General features: G+C 67.0%; 16 protein-coding genes. 3 read left to right on the top strand and 13 right to left on the bottom strand.

The window, feature by feature from the left end:
* Positions 1-37: 37 nt before the first annotated feature.
* The 5 genes from WKW77_RS19265 to WKW77_RS19245 all read right to left on the bottom strand — a co-directional run bounded on the left by WKW77_RS19265 (position 38) and on the right by WKW77_RS19245 (position 8,757).
* On the bottom strand, positions 38-2,917 hold the full coding sequence (locus WKW77_RS19265; RefSeq protein ID WP_340358477.1) for a 2-oxoglutarate dehydrogenase E1 component: 2,880 nt from the start codon (positions 2,915-2,917) through the stop codon (positions 38-40).
* Positions 2,918-3,170: 253 nt separating this feature from the next.
* Positions 3,171-5,096: a propionate--CoA ligase gene (locus WKW77_RS19260; protein ID WP_340358667.1), complete on the bottom strand. Its 1,926-nt coding sequence runs from the start codon at positions 5,094-5,096 to the stop codon at positions 3,171-3,173.
* Between the two features lie 171 nt (positions 5,097-5,267).
* Positions 5,268-6,590, bottom strand: a complete 1,323-nt coding sequence (locus WKW77_RS19255; RefSeq protein WP_340358476.1) for a class I SAM-dependent methyltransferase — start codon at positions 6,588-6,590, stop codon at positions 5,268-5,270.
* Positions 6,587-7,375, bottom strand: a complete 789-nt coding sequence (locus WKW77_RS19250) for a DUF1365 domain-containing protein (protein ID WP_340358475.1) — start codon at positions 7,373-7,375, stop codon at positions 6,587-6,589. The genes WKW77_RS19255 and WKW77_RS19250 overlap by 4 nt, the downstream gene beginning before the upstream one ends.
* Entirely contained in the window at positions 7,372-8,757 is a 1,386-nt protein-coding gene (locus tag WKW77_RS19245) for an NAD(P)/FAD-dependent oxidoreductase (RefSeq protein WP_340358474.1), read from the bottom strand. Before WKW77_RS19245 ends, WKW77_RS19250 begins: the two co-directional genes overlap by 4 nt.
* A gap of 83 nt (positions 8,758-8,840) precedes the next feature.
* Here WKW77_RS19245 and WKW77_RS19240 point away from each other — a divergent pair, with 83 nt between their 5' ends.
* Together WKW77_RS19240 and WKW77_RS19235 are read left to right on the top strand one after the other, a co-directional pair.
* Positions 8,841-9,527, top strand: coding sequence for a sigma-70 family RNA polymerase sigma factor (locus tag WKW77_RS19240; protein WP_340358473.1), 687 nt, complete (start codon positions 8,841-8,843; stop codon positions 9,525-9,527).
* Positions 9,524-10,174 carry a ChrR family anti-sigma-E factor gene (locus WKW77_RS19235; RefSeq protein ID WP_340358472.1) on the top strand — a complete coding sequence of 217 codons (651 nt, stop codon included), beginning with the start codon at positions 9,524-9,526 and terminating at the stop codon, positions 10,172-10,174. Before WKW77_RS19240 ends, WKW77_RS19235 begins: the two co-directional genes overlap by 4 nt.
* A 5-nt stretch (positions 10,175-10,179) precedes the next feature.
* Here the strand turns inward: WKW77_RS19235 and WKW77_RS19230 are convergent, their stop codons facing one another.
* From WKW77_RS19230 to chrA, 6 genes are all read right to left on the bottom strand, one after another.
* The gene (locus WKW77_RS19230; RefSeq protein WP_340358471.1) at positions 10,180-10,608 is read right to left on the bottom strand and encodes a DUF2177 family protein; all 429 of its coding nucleotides are present in this window, start codon (positions 10,606-10,608) and stop codon (positions 10,180-10,182) included.
* Positions 10,609-10,640: 32 nt separating this feature from the next.
* Positions 10,641-11,279, bottom strand: coding sequence for a DUF6134 family protein (locus tag WKW77_RS19225; protein WP_340358470.1), 639 nt, complete (start codon positions 11,277-11,279; stop codon positions 10,641-10,643).
* Positions 11,276-12,076, bottom strand: a complete 801-nt coding sequence (locus WKW77_RS19220) for a DUF1295 domain-containing protein (RefSeq protein WP_340358469.1) — start codon at positions 12,074-12,076, stop codon at positions 11,276-11,278. The genes WKW77_RS19225 and WKW77_RS19220 overlap by 4 nt, the downstream gene beginning before the upstream one ends.
* Positions 12,073-12,669 carry a DUF2878 domain-containing protein gene (locus WKW77_RS19215; protein ID WP_340358468.1) on the bottom strand — a complete coding sequence of 199 codons (597 nt, stop codon included), beginning with the start codon at positions 12,667-12,669 and terminating at the stop codon, positions 12,073-12,075. Before WKW77_RS19215 ends, WKW77_RS19220 begins: the two co-directional genes overlap by 4 nt.
* Positions 12,666-13,709 carry an SAM-dependent methyltransferase gene (locus WKW77_RS19210; RefSeq protein WP_340358467.1) on the bottom strand — a complete coding sequence of 348 codons (1,044 nt, stop codon included), beginning with the start codon at positions 13,707-13,709 and terminating at the stop codon, positions 12,666-12,668. The genes WKW77_RS19215 and WKW77_RS19210 overlap by 4 nt, the downstream gene beginning before the upstream one ends.
* A gap of 89 nt (positions 13,710-13,798) precedes the next feature.
* On the bottom strand, positions 13,799-15,019 hold the full coding sequence (chrA, locus tag WKW77_RS19205) for a chromate efflux transporter (RefSeq protein WP_340358466.1): 1,221 nt from the start codon (positions 15,017-15,019) through the stop codon (positions 13,799-13,801).
* Positions 15,020-15,180: 161 nt separating this feature from the next.
* On the opposite strand from chrA, the gene WKW77_RS19200 reads away from it, so the two are divergent.
* Complete coding sequence (locus WKW77_RS19200) at positions 15,181-15,888, top strand: VIT1/CCC1 transporter family protein (RefSeq protein ID WP_340358465.1); 708 nt, start codon at positions 15,181-15,183, stop codon at positions 15,886-15,888.
* A 4-nt stretch (positions 15,889-15,892) separates the two neighbouring features.
* Here WKW77_RS19200 and WKW77_RS19195 read toward each other — a convergent pair whose 3' ends face one another.
* Together WKW77_RS19195 and WKW77_RS19190 are read right to left on the bottom strand one after the other, a co-directional pair.
* Entirely contained in the window at positions 15,893-16,639 is a 747-nt protein-coding gene (locus tag WKW77_RS19195) for a winged helix-turn-helix domain-containing protein (protein ID WP_340358464.1), read from the bottom strand.
* A gap of 92 nt (positions 16,640-16,731) precedes the next feature.
* Positions 16,732-17,112: a TraR/DksA family transcriptional regulator gene (locus WKW77_RS19190; RefSeq protein ID WP_340358463.1), complete on the bottom strand. Its 381-nt coding sequence runs from the start codon at positions 17,110-17,112 to the stop codon at positions 16,732-16,734.
* Between the last annotated feature and the right edge of the window lie 12 nt (positions 17,113-17,124).

Raw genomic sequence — 17,124 nt, 5'->3', positions numbered from 1 at the left:
CCGCTTCGTGTTTCTTGTGAGGTGGTTCGCGTTCTTCTTACTTGGTCAGCACGAAGCCCTTGAGCTTGGCGAAGGCCCCGTCGACGAGCGCCTTCTGCTGTTCCTGGTGCAGGTGCGAGTAACCCACCGCAGGCGATGCCGAAGCAGCGCGGCCGGAGTAGCCGAGCTTCTGGCCTTCCTGCATGTTCTCGTGGATGTAGTGCTGCACGAAGAACCACGCACCCTGGTTCTGGGGTTCGTCCTGGCACCAGACGACATCGACCAGATTGGGGTACTTCTTCAGCTCGGTCGCGAAAGCCTTGTGCGGGAACGGATAGAGCTGTTCGACGCGGATGATCGCCACGTCGTCGGCGCCCTTCTCCTCGCGCTTCTTGGCCAGGTCGTAGTAGACCTTGCCCGAGCAGGCGATGACGCGCTTGACCTTCTCGGCCTTGAGATCCTTGACGTCGGGGATGACCGTCTGGAAACCGCCCTTGGTGAACTCGGACAGCGGCGAAGTCGCGTCCTTGTTACGCAGCAGCGACTTCGGCGTCATGATGATCAGCGGCTTGCGCAGGTTGCGCACCATCTGGCGCCGCAGCAGGTGGAAGATCTGGCTGGCCGTGGTCGGCTGCACGACCTGCATGTTGGTGTCGGCCGACAGCTGCATGAAGCGCTCCAGGCGCGCCGAGCTGTGCTCCGGACCCTGGCCTTCGTAGCCGTGCGGCAGCATCAGCGTGATGCCGTTGACGCGGCCCCACTTGACTTCGCCCGAGGCGATGAACTGGTCGATCACGACCTGCGCGCCGTTGGCGAAATCGCCGAACTGCGCTTCCCAGATCACGAGCGTGTTGGGGTCGTTCGAGGCATAGCCGTATTCGAAGGCCAGCACGGCTTCTTCGGACAGGATCGAGTCGATGACGACGAACGGTGCCTGGTTGTCGGCCACGTTCTGAAGCGGCACGTAGGTGCCGACGTCGAACTTCTCGCGGTTCTGGTCGTGCAGGACGGCGTGGCGGTGCGTGAAGGTGCCGCGGCCACAGTCTTCGCCCGAGAGGCGGACCGGGTAGCCGCTCGCGACCAGCGAGGCGAAGGCCATGTGCTCGCCCATGCCCCAGTCGACGTTGACTTCGCCGCGGCCCATGGCCGCGCGGTCGTCCAGCACCTTCTTGACCAGCGGGTGCACGGTGAAGTTGTCCGGCGACTTGGTGATGCGCTCTGCCAGGCGCTTCCACTCGGCGAGCGGGATCGCGGTGTCACCAGCATCGGTCCACTTCTTGTTGAGGAACGGGGTCCAGTCGACCGCGTACTTGCTCTTGAAGTTGGTGATGACCGGGTTGGTGGTGTTCTTGCCTTCGTCGAAGGCCGCGCGCTGCGCCTTGACCAGATCGTCGCCGAGCGTGTCGCCGAGGCCCTGGGCTGCCAGCTTGTCGGCGTAGAGCTTGCGCGTGCCGGGGTGCTGGGCGATCTTCTTGTACATCAGCGGCTGCGTGAGCGCCGGGGTGTCCTGTTCGTTGTGGCCGAGCTTGCGGAAGCAGACGATGTCCACCACCACGTCCTTCTGGAACTCCATGCGGAATTCGAGAGCGAGTTGGGTGGCGAGCACCACGGCTTCGGGATCGTCGCCGTTCACGTGCAGCACCGGCGCCTCGATCATCTTGACGATGTCGCTGCAATACAGCGTCGAGCGGCTGTCGCGCGGGTCGCTGGTGGTGAAGCCGATCTGGTTGTTGATGACGATGTGCACCGTGCCGCCGGTGGAATAGCCGCGCGTTTCGGCCAGCGCCAGCGTTTCCATCACGACGCCCTGGCCCGCGAAAGCTGCGTCGCCGTGCACGATCACCGGCAGCACCTGCTTGCCGAGCGGGTCGGCACGGCGGTCCATGCGGGCGCGCACCGAGCCTTCGACCACCGGGTTCACGATTTCCAGGTGCGAAGGGTTGAACGCGAGACTCAGGTGGACCGGGCCGCCGGGGGTCGAGACGTCCGAACTGAAGCCCTGGTGGTACTTCACGTCGCCGCTCGGCAGGTCCTCGGGGGCGGTGTGGTCGAACTCGGCGAACAGGTCGGCGGGCAGCTTGCCCAGCGAGTTGACCAGCACGTTCAGGCGGCCGCGGTGGGCCATGCCGATGACGATTTCCTGCACGCCACGGGCACCCGCCTGGTTGATGAGCTCGTCCATCGAGACGATGAAGCTCTCGCCGCCTTCGAGCGAGAAGCGCTTCTGGCCGACGTACTTGGTGTGGAGGAAGCGCTCGAGGCCTTCAGCGGCGGTGAGGCGTTCCAGCACGCGCTTCTTCTGGTCGGCGGTGAGCTTGGGATTGGTGCGGGCGCTTTCGAACTTCTGCTGCCACCAGCGCTTCTGCGCCTGGTCGGTCATGTACATGTACTCGGCGCCGATGGTGCCGCAATACGTTTCGCGCAGCGCGTTGAGCAGGTCGCGCAGGGACATCGTGTCCTTGCCGAAGAAAGTGTTGCTCGTGTTGAAGACCGTCTCGAGAGCGCCGTCGGAGAAGCCGTAGAACGAAGGCTCGAGTTCCGGAATGGCGGGACGCTCGGCGCGCTTGAGCGGATCGAGGTCGGCCCAGCGCGCGCCAACGTTGCGGTAGGCGGCGATCAGTTGCTGGACGGCGGTGCGCTGGCGGCCGAGTTCGGAATCCGCGCCGCTGGCCTGAACGACCTTGGTGGTGCCTGCCTTCGCGCGCTCGGCGAAGGCGTTGATGACCGGGAGGTGGGGAACGTCCTTGGTGTGGCTGCCGTCGGTGGCAGGCACGTTCTGGAGCGCATCGAAGTACGCACGCCAGTTGTCGGGGACGCTGCCGGGGTTGGAGAGGTAGTTTTCGTACATCTCTTCGACATACGGCGCGTTGCCGCCGAAGAGGTACGTGTTGCCTTGATAGGCGGTGTAGACGGATGGAGCCGACGATGAATCGCTCATATTGCGCTGACCTTCGCTTCCCTGAGGGAAGCACGAGCTGGTTAAGAAACCTTCCGCGACACGGCTGAACCGATTGGCGGATGCGACTGTGGCTGGGGAAGGGCCTGAGTACGGACGCGAAGTATATGGGTAAACCCCCAGGCTCGCGCACTGCGTGTCGCTCTCCACCCCCTTGCAGGGGGCAATACCAGCGGCCCGGCGAAGCCGGTTCCGCGGTATTCCTGGCCTGAGACCTCGCTCTTTGGGCGTTGTGTCAGAGCAACTGTTTGATCTGCTGAAGCGTACTCGGGTCGTCGATCGTGGTCAGGTCGCCGGGGTCGCGGTGCTCGCAGACGGCCTGGATGGCGCGGCGAAGCAGCTTGCCGCTGCGGGTCTTGGGCAAGGCTGTGACGAAACGTACGCGCGCCGGGCGGGCGAGCGCGCCGAGGTCGTCGGAGACCCGCTTCATGATTTCCCCTTCCAGCCGCAACGCCAGATCGGCATCGGTGACCGCCGCGGCTTCCCTGGACACCACGAAGGCCAGCGCCACCTGCCCTTTGAGCTGATCGGCGACGCCGACGACCGCGACTTCGGCGACGCTGGGATGGCCGGAGATGCTTTCCTCGATCTCGCGCGTGCCGAGCCGGTGACCGGCGACGTTGATCACGTCGTCGGTGCGGCCCAAGATATAGAAATAGCCGTCCTCGTCGCGGATGCCCCAGTCGAAAGTCGAATAGACCATCTTGTCCGGGATGCTCTTCCAGTAGGTATGGACGAAGCGCGCATCATCCCGCCACACCGTCTGCATGAAGCCCGGCGGCGTCGGGCCCTCGATGACGACCACGCCCTTCTCGTTGGCGCCTGTGAGTTCCTCGCCGGTCGATTCATGAAGGATCTTGACCTTGTAGCCGTACATCGGGATGCCCGGGCTGCCGAACTTGCTCGGCATGCGCTCGACGCCGTTCGCCACCGTGAGGATCGGCCAGCCGGATTCGGTCTGCCAGTAGTTGTCGATGATCGGCACGCCCAGGCCTTCGCTGATCCAGCGCGCGGTCGGCTCGTCCAGGGGCTCGCCGGCGAGGAAGAGCGCGCGCAGGCTCGACAGGTCGTATTTCTTGAGCAGTGCCGGGTCCTGTTTCTTGAGCACGCGCACCGCGGTCGGCGCGCTGAACATCACCGTCACCTTGTACTTCTCGACCAGCCGCCACCAGATGCCGCCGTCCGGCTGGCGATCGATGCCCTGCGTGGGAAGGCCCTCGTACATGATGGTCGCCATGCCGGCGATCAGCGGGCCGTAGACGATGTAGCTGTGGCCCACGACCCAGCCGATGTCGCTGGTCGAAAAGTACGTCTCGCCCGCGCGGCAGTCGAAGATGTGCTTCATGCTTGCCGCCAGTGCCACCGCGTAGCCGCCGGTGTCGCGCTGCACGCCCTTGGGCTTGCCGGTCGTGCCGCTGGTGTAGATGGTGTAGCTGATGTCGGTGGCGTCGAGCCAGGTGCACGGCACTTGCGCGTTCATGTGCTTGTCACGCAAACCAGCCGAGAGATGGTCTCGCCCTTCGGTCAGGTCCATCGGAGCCAGACCGCGGTCGACCAGCAGCACCGCCTGCGGCTTGTGCGCCGACAGGCGGATCGCCTCGTCGAGCAGCGGCTTGTACGCCAGCACCTTGTTGCCGCGCGATCCGGCGTCGGCGCTGACGATGACCTTCGGCGTCGCATCCTCGATGCGCGAAGCCAGCGAGCCGCTCGCAAAGCCACCGAACACCACGCAATGGATCGCCCCGATGCGCGCGCAGGCCAGCATCGCGAACGCGGCCTCCGGGATCATGGGCATGTAGATCAGGACCCGATCGCCCTTCCCCACCCCCAGTTCGATCAGGCTCGCGGCGGTGCGCTGGACTTCGGCATGAAGCTCGCTGAAGGAATAGGTCTTCTCCACGCCCGTTTCGGTCGATACGAAGATCAGCGCCGGCTGGTCGCCCCGCGTCGCAAGATGCCGGTCGACCGCGTTGTGGCAGAGATTGGTCGTTCCGCCGGCGAACCAGGTCACGAAAGGCGGACGGCTCGCATCGAGGATCCGTCCGGGCGGCGTCTTCCAGTCGATGAGCTTCGCCTGCTCGGCCCAGAAGGCCTCCGGCGCATCAACGGAACGGCGATAGAACTCTGCGTAGCGGTCCATAGGCGTGTCTCCTTGCTTCAGATCTTCCGAATGCCCAAAACTGAATTCATAATTATTGTTGGCCTGCTTGCGGGGAACTGACAAACGCCGGACGACGACACCGGACGCCGCAGACGCAGACGGGTGCGGGCCGACGGAAACTCAAACGACCGACAGAGTTTAGGAATTTCGGCCGCGGCAGCGGCGCCCCGGTCAATCGGGCGTGTCCGGTGCTTCGGGCCTGGGCTTCGCGTGGTTCGAGTCGACCCACCGGTTGCCGGCGTGCCTCAATGTATAGAGCCCGACTCCGACACGACCGGTCCTGAAGCCCGCTTCGCAATAGCTCAGGTAGTACGCCCAGAGCCTTCGGAACGAATCGTCGAAGCCCATCGCCTCGATGTGGGGCCAGGCGCTCGCGAACCGCTCGCGCCAGTGAACGAGCGTTGCCGCGTAGCTCTCCCCGAACGATTCCTCGCGCCTGATCTCCAGTCCTGCGCGAAGGGCTTGCGCCTGAAGCTCGCGCCATGACGGCAGCATCCCTCCGGGAAAGATCAGGCGCTGGATGAAATCGGCGCTCGCGCGATAGCGCTCGAATTGCTCATCGGCGATGGTGATGACCTGCAGCACCGCGATGCCGTCGGACTTGAGCCGCTCGCGCAGCGTGTCGAAGTAGCCGGGCCAGAATCTCTCGCCGACCGCCTCCAGCATTTCGACCGAGACGATGCGGTCATAGCGCCCGCGCACATCGCGATAGTCCTGCAGACGCAGGTCGAGCCGCGATGACAGTCCTTCCCTCTCGCAGCGCAGTCGCGCGTGCGCGAGTTGCTCGGTCGAAAGCGTCAGGCCTGTCACTTGCGCGCTGCACTCCCGCGCAAGCGCGACCGCCAGCGCTCCCCAGCCGCAGCCGATCTCCAGCACCGAGGCATCTGGCGGCAGATCCAGCAGGTCCACGATGCGTGCGATCTTGTTCGCCTGGGCCGCTTCGAGCGATTCCGCGGGAGCGCGATAGAGCGCGCTGGAATAGATCAACTCCGAATCGAGCCATTGCGCATAGAAGTCATTGCCCAGGTCATAGTGGAAGGAGATGTTCTCGCGGCTCCCCCGGCGCGTATTGCGGCGCATGAGATGACGCAAGCGGTCGAAAAAGCGCATCGCCTTAGAGCCCTGAATGCCCCCCGTCCAGTGCGCTTCGTTGCGCAGGGCCAGCAAGAGCAGTTCGGTGACATCCTTCGTCGACCAATCTGCGTCGCGATAGGACCTCGCAAATCCCAGGTCGCCCTGCAGCGCCAATCGCAGGAGCGCCCGCCACCGGTGCAGCACCACGGTGACGTGGTCGCCCGCCATTGCGCCTCGACCTTCGATACGCTCTCCGTCCGGTAGAACGATCGTCATCGCGCCCTCGCGCAGGCCGGCCAGGAGCTGCAACGCGAGCCGGCGCAGCGGTCGCCGCGCACAGGCGGCGATGCCGCTCGAGAAGGACTCGCGCGAAGGCCGGGATGTGGAGAGTGCCTTCGATGCCGTGGTTGTCGTCGTCACGATTCCTCGTTCCTGATGATGGTGACTTCCGCGGCGGGCGCGCCGGGACGCGATCGCACCTGGATGCCTTTGAGCCACAGCAGGAGAGCTTCCCAGTGGATTGCGGCAATGACCTTGAGCGTGAGCAGCGGGAAGGCGAGGAACGCCAGCGCCAGCGCCCGATCCGTCAGCGGGCGTCGGGCCGCTTCCATGCTCGCGACGAGCACCTGGCCCTCCGCGTCGCTTGCGGCGATCGCGATGCGCAGACCGGGCCGGTCGGGAGAAGGCGGTTCGACATCGAAGCGATAGCGCATGTCGAGATCGAGGAACGGCGACACATGGAAGCCCTTCGCGCATTGCTGGACGATGCGCCCTCCCGCAGCGTCCTTTTCGTTCACCTCGACGAGATAGCCGTGCCGCTCGCCGAACGTGTTGTTGACTTCATAGAGCAGCGCCTGCAACACCCCATTGGCTCGATGGCAGAAATACACGTTCAGCGGATTGAAGACGTGGCCGAGCATGCGGGGCATGGTCAGCAGGTGAATCGCTCCGCCGGTTTCCAGGCCGGCTGCGCGCAGTTGGTGCTCCACGTGGGCGCGCAGGCCCTGCCCGTCGCCGTAGTCGCGCGCATGGAGGCTGAAGACGTTCAAGCGGTCGAGCGAGAACAGCCGAAGGCGCCGCGAAAGCTGCGGCAGTTCGTCCAGATCGATCAGCAGCCAGAACACCCTGTAGCGCAGCAGATGCGGCACCGGGCGCAGGCGCCGATGCGTCACACCGCCGGCATAGAGCGCGGAGCCGCCGCTCACGAAGCGATCGCCATGGGCGACCTCAAGTGGATGCGGGCAGACTCCCCGGCAACCTGCCACGGCCGGCGCACGCCACCGATCGCCTCGGCGACGGCCAGCCCGGCCTGCAGGCCGTCCTCGTGGAAGCCGGCGCCGAAATAGGCGCCGCAGAACCAGATGCCGCGCCGACCTTGCAGCGACCACAGTTCGCGCTGCGCGCGGATCGCAGTCGCATCGAACAGCGGGTGCTCGTAGACCTCCGTGCGGATCACGCGGCCCGGGTGCAGCTCGCACGAAGGGTTCAGCGTGAGGAACAGCGGGCCCGCGCCCGGCAGCCGCTGCAGCCGGTTCATCCAGTAGCTGACGCAGAGCGCGTCTTCGCCGCGCCGGTCGGCCATGTAGTTCCAGCTGGACCACACACGCCGCCTGCGCGGCATGGCGGCGGGGTCGCCGTGCAGAACGGCGTGGTTGCGGGCATAGCGGAAGGCACCCAGCAGACGGCGTTCGTCGGGCCGGGCGTCGGGCAGCAGGCGCAGGGCCTGGTCCGCGTGCGCGGCGATGACGACCTGATCGAAGCGCTCGGGCGCGTCGCCTGCGCCGGTTCGCACTTCGACGCCACCCGCCACCGTCCGCACCTGCTCGGCGGGGCACCCCAAGCGCAGGCGCGAGCCGAGCCCCCGCGTGAGCTTCTCGACGTAGTGCCGGCTTCCGCCGCGCACGGTGCGCCACGCGGGCCGGTCGCCGAGCATCAGCAACTGGTGGTTCTCGCAGAAGCGCACGAATGCCTCGGTCGGGTACTGGCCGATGCGAGCGGCCGACGTCGACCAGATCGCCGCCGCCATCGGATAGAGGTGGTCTTCGCGGAACGCGCGGCCGTAACCGCGAAGGTCGAGGTAAGCGTCCAGCGGCATCAGGCCGATGTGGCCGGCATCGATCGGCGCCTGCCGGTAGAAGCGCACCAGATCGCGCAGCATCGACCAGAAGCGCAGGTTGACCAGATTGCCGCGCTGCGCGAACAGCCCGCGCAGATCGGAGCCCGAATACTCCAGCCGTCCGCCGTCGAGACTGACCGCGAAGGACATGTCGGACGGATCGGTTTCGACGCCGAGGTGCGCGAACAGGGCCGTGAGGTTCGGGTACGCAGCCTCGTTGTAGACGATGAAGCCGGTGTCCACCGCCACCGGCTCGCCGCTCGTGCCCGTCACGTCCACCGTGTTGCTGTGGCCACCGGGCCGAAGGTCCGCCTCGAACACCGTCACGCGGTGACGCTGCGACAGCAGCCACGCCGCGGAGAGGCCGGAAATGCCGCTGCCGATCACCGCGACGTCGAGGGTGTCCCCGCGCGTGCGGCTCGGTGGCGGAGAGCGGTCAGGCGGCCGCTGGGGCTCTGCAAGGTGGGTCATGGCCGCTTATACGGCGCCGGCGGCCGGATGGATTCGTCTGTCGCACGCAACTCATGCATTTCCCGCACGGGCCCTGTGATCTAATGGCCCGCCGCTGCCGTAGAAGCAGCATGGATACCGCGCCCCAGCCCTCGTCGGCCGTTCCGGCAAACGGACAACGCTCGCCGTGGCTGTCGGTCGTGACATCGGATTCCCCACGGAAAGCCATGCCGACGAGCGAAGAACTGAACGGGCTGGCGCGTGCCGTGGCGGTCGAGGCCGACAGGCAGGCCTTCGCCGCACTCTTCAAGCATTTCGCGCCGCGCATCAAGTCGTACCTGGTGCTCGGCGGCACCAGCGACACGCTTGCCGAAGACATTGCGCAGGAGACGATGGTGAACGTGTGGCGCAAGGCCGCGACCTTCGATCCCGCGCGCGCCAACGTCACCACCTGGGTCTTCACCATCGCGCGCAATCTGCGGGTGGATCATTTCCGGCGACAGGACGCCCGCATGATCTACGGCGCCGACGACGAGGATGCCGACAGGCGCGAGGACCTGCTTCCGCCCCCCGACGATCAGGTTCTTGCCCGGGAACGCGAAACCAGAGTCCGCCAGGCCTTGGCCCGCCTGCCCGAAGAGCAGGCACTGGTCCTGCGTCTGTCGTTTTTCGAGGAACGGGCGCATGCCCGCATCGCGGCGGAACTCGGGATTCCGCTCGGCACGGTGAAGTCGCGCGTGCGTCTGGCCGTGAACCACCTGCGCCGTCTGCTCGGCGACATCGAACCATGATTCACCACCATCCAGCCGACGATCTGCTCCTGGGTCTGGCGGCCGGCGACCTGACAGGCGGCGCCGGCGTGCTCACGGCCAGCCATGTCGAATCCTGCGCGTTCTGCCGCGAGCGCCTGCGCACACTCGAGGTCGCAGCCGGCATGCTTCTGGAAGACCTGTCACCGGCGGCGCTTTCCGCCGACGCGCTGGCACGCACCATGGCTGCCATCGATGCGCCGCCGCCATCTGCCGCAACCACCCCCGGGGCCCGGCTCCCGCCCGCGCCGGAAGGCATGAAGTGGCCGCGTGCGCTGGGCGACTGCACCGCAACCCCCTGGCGCTGGATCGGTCCCGGCATGCGCTGGAGCCGCGTCACGGTGCCGTCCGACCCCGCCGCCAAGGTCTTCCTGCTGCGCATCGGCGCCGGCAGGAAGCTGGCGATGCACACGCATGCGGGCATGGAACTCACGCAGGTGCTGTACGGCCGGTTTCACGATGGCCGCGAACTCTTCGCCGAGGGCGATTTCGACGAAACCGACAGCACCGTGCACCACCAGCCCGAAGTGCTGGCATCCGGCGAATGCATCTGTCTGGCCTACGTCGGCGGCGCGATGGTATTCAAGGGCATGCTGGCGCGCACGCTCGGGGCGCTCATGGGAATGTGAGCCCTTCACCAGCCGCCAGCGCTCGGACGGCCCCATTTCATTGCTGCGCCGCATCCCGCCACGGCTGCGATCGCAGTCAGGCACGTGCCCCACGCCAGGTCGGCAACGGTCACATGCCACGCCCAGCGGGCCAGCGTGGCCTGGTTGGTCAGGTCGTAGGTCGCGTAGGCAACCAGGCCGAATATCGCGCCCCTGAGCATCGCCACCTGCCAGCGTCCCACGGCCAGGCCGGGGGCGACCGCGAACACCACCACACCGGTCAAGTAGACGGCGTAGAACGCGATCGCCGGCAGCACCGCGAACTGCTCCGCCATCAAGTGGCCGATCGCGGGGCGGTAGAGGCGATCAGCCATGAGCGTGAGCCACATGGCATCGAGCGCGAGCATGGCCAACGCGGCCGCCAGCCAGGCCACCGCGAACTGCCTGACCGACATGCGCGCGCCCGATCGCAAAGCCGTCCGATGGCTCATTGCAGTCGATAGCTCAGTCTGCGGCCGCCGGCGACGGTGGCGTCGAGCCCGATCCAATCGCCCTGCGCCGAGTACCACACGTCCAGCGGCGCGGCCGGACCCTCGATGCGCCAGTGCTGCGCCACGACAGGCTCGCCGCGCACGTCCAGCGCAGCATCACCGAGCCGGTGGACTCGCACACGCTCCGGCGCGCCGCTTTGCGGGTTCAGCAGCAGCGTCTGCTGCCGCAGGGCCGGATTCCAGTAGGCGAAGGTCATCGTGCAGCCGGGAAGCGAGCGCGAGGCGCCATTGACGCTGACGTCGAGCCGGCCGTCGTCGGCCGCACGCGCGCGCACCCGGGACACCTTGCCATCGTCATCGGTGAATGCCGCGAGTTGCGTGACGCAGTCGCCGCGCCACGACTCCGAAGCCTGGTGCCGGTAGCGGTAGACGGGGATCCCCAGGAACTTGACCACGAAGTCGGCTTCGGTCACCACCTGCCGCTCGCCCTCGGCGCGGGTGACGCTGAAACGATGCTCGCCGATCGCCACGCCGTCGAGCAACACCCGGAAGCGCCATTCGGCGGCATGGGCGCTGCCGAGCGCACAGGCCGAAGCGAACGCGAGGCCAAGGGCTTTGTCGCGAACGCCGATCACATCGCTCTCCTGCGCGGCCGCCCCGGCAAGAATGCGTTGGTGCGGGCGATGTAGTCGCGGTACGCGGGGCGCCGCTCGGCCATCCCCTGTTCCAGCATCGTGACGCCCGACACCTTGAGCAACAGCACCGTCATCACGAGCGGCGACACGACACTCCACGCGCCAGCCCATCCGGCGCCCGCGATCGCCATCAGCCACAGACCCCACCAGACACAGGCCTCGCCGAAATAGTTGGGGTGCCGCGTGAATCGCCAGAGGCCGCGATCCATCACCTTCCCGCGATGTGCGGCATCGGCCTTGAAGCGCGCAAGCTGCGCGTCGCCGATGGACTCGAAAACGATGCCGAAGACGGTGAGCGCCGCGCCTGCCGAGTCGATCCAGCGCCAAGGCGCTTCGCCCATCGCCCCCGCCAGGAACGGCGCGGACACCACCCATGCAAGAACGGCCTGAAGCCCGAACACAAGATAGAGGCTCTTCAAGCCGAAACCCGGCGCATTGCGTTCGCGCAGCGCGCGATACCGCCGGTCCTCCCCATGACCCCAGTTGCGGACGGTGAGAAAGATGCCAAGCCGCGCCGCCCAGACGATGCCAAGCAATGCCATCACGAGCACCCGCGTCCCCCGGGATGCCGGGACGAGCGCCATCTGCACCAACCCCGCCCCGCCAATGGCGAAGGGCCAGATGCGGTCCGCGAGGCTGGCGTCCGCGCGGCCCAGACTGACGACCCATGTCACCAACCCCAGCGCCAGGCATAGCGCCAAGCCCCACGCCGCCGGCCGCAGCAAGGCGTCGTTCATGCCTCGCCCTCCTGGCGGCTGACGCCGTCGAATTGCATCGAGAGCCACACCAGCACCGGCATCGCCCACGCCCAGGTCGTGGCGATCAAGAGCAGGCCCGGCACCGTCTCGACGAATTGGGCGGCGCCGAGCCGCGCACCCGCCGCGAAGGACACCGGCCCGCCGAAGGCGCCGAATGCGCAGGCCAGAAGCCAACGGCCCCGCAGCCATCGCAGCGAAACGTTCAGACAGATCGAGAAAAGCGCCCACATGGCCACGAGCCAGTACGGCGGCAACCAGCCGGCTGCGCCATCGCACGAGGGGAAAGCCACATAGCCGAACGCGCCGTTCGCCGTCTCCACGATGAAGCCGACGAAGGTGACCGCCGCGACCAGCCGCGCCTCGCGCGCCGGGCTTTCGGCGAGCCCCAGATGCCACAGCACCGCACACGCGACGCAAAACACGCTCCAGAGCGGAATGCAATAGGCGGCACCGAACACCGCGGCGAACCAGGTGGCCTGGAACATGGCGAGGTTCGCGAGCACCGCCGCACGCGTGGGCGTTCGGCCGCCACCGCCGGCCGCAACGCGCAGCTTGAGTCCGGGCGCCTTCACGCTCGCTTTCCGAACAGGTAGTGGCCGACCCACCACCGTTGCCCATCGTCATAGCCGAACAGTTCGGCCACCGACATGAAGAAGACGCGCCACCGCACGCACCACACCCGCGCATCTGCCCCATAGATGGCGTCGAACAACGGATCGAGTGTCCGTCGGCCGGCGTCCATGCGGGACAGCCACGCTTGCGCCGTGCGCCGGTAGTGCGTGCCGTCCCAGCGCCAGCGTCTCATCAGGCGCAGATCGTCCTGGCAGTACAGTGCAAGATCGTCGCTCGGCATCATGCCGCCCGAGAAGAAATGGCGGCTCATCCAGTCGCTCGCGTCCGCATCGACGAACGCGTACGGCACCGTGCGGTGCACGAAGACGTGCATGAAGAACAGCCCCTCCGGCCGGAGCCAGCGCGCCACGTTCGCGAAGGCTCGCGGCCAGTTGCGCAGGTGCTCGAACATCTCGACCGACACGATGCGGTCGAATCGATCGCCGGTGTCGAAGTCGTTCATGTCGCACGTGACGACGCGCACATTGGCCAGGCCCCGACGCTTCGCCTCCGCCTCGATGTACAGCCGCTGCGGGTGCGAGTTGGACAGTGCCGTGATGCGGCTGCGCGGATACCACTTTGCCATCCACAGCGTGAGCGAGCCCCAGCCACTGCCAAGTTCCAGCACCGACTGTCCGTCTCGCAGGCCGGCGCGCTCGCAGGTGATCCTCAGTGCGGCTGCTTCGGCGTCTGCCAACTCCGTGACGCCGTCGGGCCAGTAGGCGCAACTGTACTTGCGGTGCGGTCCCAACACGGCTGCGAAGAACTCGGGCGGCAGTTCGTAGTGCTGTTCGTTGGCCTTCTCGGGGGACATGGCGATCGCAGCGGTACGCATGTCCTCCACGAAGCGCTGCGAACGCTCCGCATCCTCGGACGCGCGGCCGCTATGCAGGTCTGCAAGGCGCGACTTCAGGAGCTTTCGGATGCCTGCACGGGTCACCCCGTCGGGCACGATGCCGCGCTCGACCCAGCCGATCGCCATGGCGGTGTTCGTGGTCATTGGCGCTCAATACGCGGCGCAGGCGCGATCGGATCACCTTTCGCTCGCACACCGGTGCCTCCGGGCCGTCCGTCGACCCCCGGATCGACTCAGCCGAGAAAAGCCCAACCGACTCCGGCGGCCAGAAACACCACGATCAAGGGCGACACGCGGGCGTAGACGAGCAGCGCGAATGCCGCCAGTGCCGTCGCGAAATCCGCCCGGGTGTGGATCGCGCTCGTCCAGACGGGGTCGTACAACGCAGCCAGCAGGATTCCGACCACGGCCGCATTCACCCCTGCCATCGCCGACTGCACGCCTTCGCGTTGTCGCAAGCCGTCCCAGAAAGGCATGGCCCCGATCACCAGCAGGAATGCCGGCACGAAGATCACCAGCAGCAGCGCGAGCCCTCCTGTCCAGCCCGACAGGGGCCCCTGCATCACGGCACCCAGATAGGCTGCAAACGTGAACAACGGGCCGGGCACGGCCTGCGCAGCACCGTAGCCGGCAAGAAATTGCTCGTTCGTGACCACGCCTGCCGGAACGACCGTCGCCTGCAACAACGGCAGCACCACGTGGCCGCCGCCGAACACGAGCGCACCCGCGCGGTAGAAGCCTTCGATCACCGTCCACGACAGCGACTGGGTCGCCGTGGCCACGAGTGGCAGGCCTGCGAGCAGGCCGAAGAACAAGGTCAGGGCGATGGTGCCCGCCGTCTTGGAGACACCGTAGCGCCGATGCGCCACCGGCTGCTGCGCCGGCAACTCGAGCATCCGCCAGCCCACCAGGCCCGCGACGGCGATGGCGATGACCTGCGACAGCGAGGTCGGCAGCACCAGCACCACGAGCGCCGCAATGACGGCGATGGCGGCCCGCGCGCGATCCGGACACAGGCTCCTCGCCATTCCCCAGACCGCCTGCGCCACCACGGCGACGGCGGCGACCTTCAGGCCGTGCACGGCACCGCTGGCTGCGAGCGCCGCCCAATGCTGGATGCCATACGCGAACACGATCAGCGCGATGGCGGATGGCAGCGTGAAGCCGCACCAGGCGGCCACTGCGCCGCGCCAGCCGGCACGCATGAGGCCGATCGCCAAGCCCACCTGGCTGCTGGCCGGCCCGGGCAGGAACTGGCAAAGCGCCACCAGGTCCGAGTAGCTGCGCTCGTCCAGCCATCGACGCCGCTCGACGATCTCGGCCCGGAAATAGCCCAGGTGCGCAACCGGCCCGCCGAACGAGGTCAGGCCGAGTTTCAGGAATGTGGCCAGCACCTCCAGGGCGCTGCCCGGCTCGCTCGACCGGCGCTCGTCGCTGTCGTTCTCAAGGGGCATGTCAGGTACGGTTCGACTCGAGCGCGCGGGGGATGTCTGTCACGCGCATGCAGGGTCCGTTCAGAATTGAACCCGACATTATGAGGAGCACGCCCCGGGACTCACGGACCTGGACCTGGCGGCAAAGCTCCCAGCCAGAACTGGTCACCCAACGAAACCCGATGAAAACACACCATTTCCGCGCACATTCCGAGCGCCACCGCACCGAACACATCGGCTGGCTGCGCGCCGCCGTACTCGGCGCGAACGACGGCATCATTTCCACCGCCAGCCTGGTGGCGGGCGTCGCGGCGGCGCAGGCCAGTCACGCCAACATCATGACGACCGCGGTGGCCGGCCTCGTCGCGGGCGCCATGTCCATGGCCGCCGGCGAATTCGTCTCGGTCTACTCGCAGGCCGACACCGAGAAGGCGGATCTGGAGCGCGAGCGTCACGAACTGGCGACGGATTCCGAGGCGGAGCATCGGGAGCTGACCGCGATCTACGTGCGCCGTGGTCTCGACCACGGACTGGCCCAGCAGGTCGCCACGCAACTCATGGCGCATGACGCGCTCGGTGCCCATGCGCGCGATGAACTGGGCATTTCGGAGGCACTCAGCGCCCGCCCGCTCCAGGCGGCCATGGCATCGGCCGTGAGCTTTGCCGCCGGTGCCGCCATGCCGCTTGCAGTCGTCGCGCTGGCGCCCCCTCACTCATTGCTGCAATGGACCGTGGTCAGCGCCGTCCTCTTCCTGGCCTTGCTCGGCGCCATCGCCGCCAGCATTGGCGGCACGCCCGTGGCCAAGAGCGCATTGCGCGTGACCCTGTGGGGCACCTTGGCCATGGCGGTGACGGCGGGCGTGGGCATGCTGTTCGGCGGCGCGCCCTGACGAGTCAGCCGGCTTCGACTTTCGGGACGAGGATGTAACCCGCCCCGCGTACCGACTTGATGATCTGCGGGTTGGCCGGGTCCGCTTCGAGCTTTCGGCGCAGACGCCCTATCTGCACGTCGATCGTCCTGTCGAAGGGGCCCGCCTCCCGGCCGCGCGTGGATTCGAGAAGGAAGTCGCGCGTCAGCACCCGGTTGGGGTGGTTCGCCAGCACGGTCAGCAGCTCGAATTCGCCGGTCGTCAGCGTGACCTCGATGCCGCCGGGATCGAGCAGGCGCCGCGCGGCCAGGTCCAGTTCCCAATCTGCAAAGCGCAGTAGCTCTCCATCGCGAGCCGGCGCCGGGGCAGCGATGGGAGTGGCGACCGGCGACACGGGCGCAACACGCCGCAAGACGGCCTTGATCCGCGCCAGCAGCTCGCGCAGGTCGAAAGGCTTGGTGACGTAGTCGTCGGCGCCCACCTCCAGGCCCACCACCTTGTCGATCGCGTCGCCGCGCCCCGTCACGATGATGAGGCCGCAGTGCCAGTGCTCACGCACGGCGCGCGCAATGGCGAACCCGTCCTCCCCTGGCAGACCGAGGTCGAGCAGCAGCAGGGCCGGTGCATCGCGACGCATCAGATCCATCAGTTCCGAGCCCGAATGCAAAGCGCTGACGCGATAGCCCTGGGCCGTCAGGTAGACGGCCAGCATTCGGGTGATCTCTGTCTCGTCGTCCAGAATGGCGAGATGTTGGGCTGCGACCGTGTTCACGCACCCATCCTAAGGGCACATTCCACACTCATCAACCGCGCTATCACCCCCCTGCGCGTGCAGTCAGATCAACCGGGCCATTCAGTTGCCGTTCAGCCGTGACGCATGTTTTCGCTGGCGGTCTGGCACGCGCTGCAGCGCAGGGCCGTCGGGTACGCCATGAGCCGATTGCGGGGAATGTCTTCCCCGCAATCGATGCACACGCCGTAGCTCGCCGCTGCCATTCGTCGCAGGGCTTCCTCGATGTCCCGCAGACGCTGACGATCGATGTCGATCTCGGCGAAGCGCAAGTCCTCGCTTCGCTCCTCCTCCGCGTCTTCGGCGTTGTTGTGGACCTCATGCTCGTACGAGACCCGCTCCGGAATCGTGTCCGCCGGATCGGTGCGCCGCCGGAGTTCCTCCAGCGTGCGCTGCTTCAGGACTTCAAGCTGCCTGCGCAGCGCATCGCGGTCTTCGGATGTGATTGGTGACATGCCCCGACTCCG

This window comes from Variovorax ureilyticus, from assembly GCF_037889935.1.
Taxonomy (GTDB): Bacteria; Pseudomonadota; Gammaproteobacteria; order Burkholderiales; family Burkholderiaceae_C; genus Variovorax; species Variovorax ureilyticus.
Note: the sequence above shows the minus strand (reverse complement) of the source record. Positions and strands in the feature narration are given on the sequence as shown.

Coding starts and splice junctions, on each gene's coding strand:
- WKW77_RS19240 (WP_340358473.1), top strand. CDS start 8,841: ATGGCCCGCCGCTGCCGTAGAAGCAGCATGGATACCGCGCCCCAGCCC.
- WKW77_RS19265 (WP_340358477.1), bottom strand. CDS start 2,917: ATGAGCGATTCATCGTCGGCTCCATCCGTCTACACCGCCTATCAAGGC.
- WKW77_RS19190 (WP_340358463.1), bottom strand. CDS start 17,112: ATGTCACCAATCACATCCGAAGACCGCGATGCGCTGCGCAGGCAGCTT.
- WKW77_RS19210 (WP_340358467.1), bottom strand. CDS start 13,709: ATGACCACGAACACCGCCATGGCGATCGGCTGGGTCGAGCGCGGCATC.
- WKW77_RS19230 (WP_340358471.1), bottom strand. CDS start 10,608: ATGTCGGTCAGGCAGTTCGCGGTGGCCTGGCTGGCGGCCGCGTTGGCC.
- WKW77_RS19200 (WP_340358465.1), top strand. CDS start 15,181: ATGAAAACACACCATTTCCGCGCACATTCCGAGCGCCACCGCACCGAA.
- chrA (WP_340358466.1), bottom strand. CDS start 15,019: ATGCCCCTTGAGAACGACAGCGACGAGCGCCGGTCGAGCGAGCCGGGC.
- WKW77_RS19245 (WP_340358474.1), bottom strand. CDS start 8,757: ATGACCCACCTTGCAGAGCCCCAGCGGCCGCCTGACCGCTCTCCGCCA.
- WKW77_RS19235 (WP_340358472.1), top strand. CDS start 9,524: ATGATTCACCACCATCCAGCCGACGATCTGCTCCTGGGTCTGGCGGCC.
- WKW77_RS19220 (WP_340358469.1), bottom strand. CDS start 12,076: ATGAACGACGCCTTGCTGCGGCCGGCGGCGTGGGGCTTGGCGCTATGC.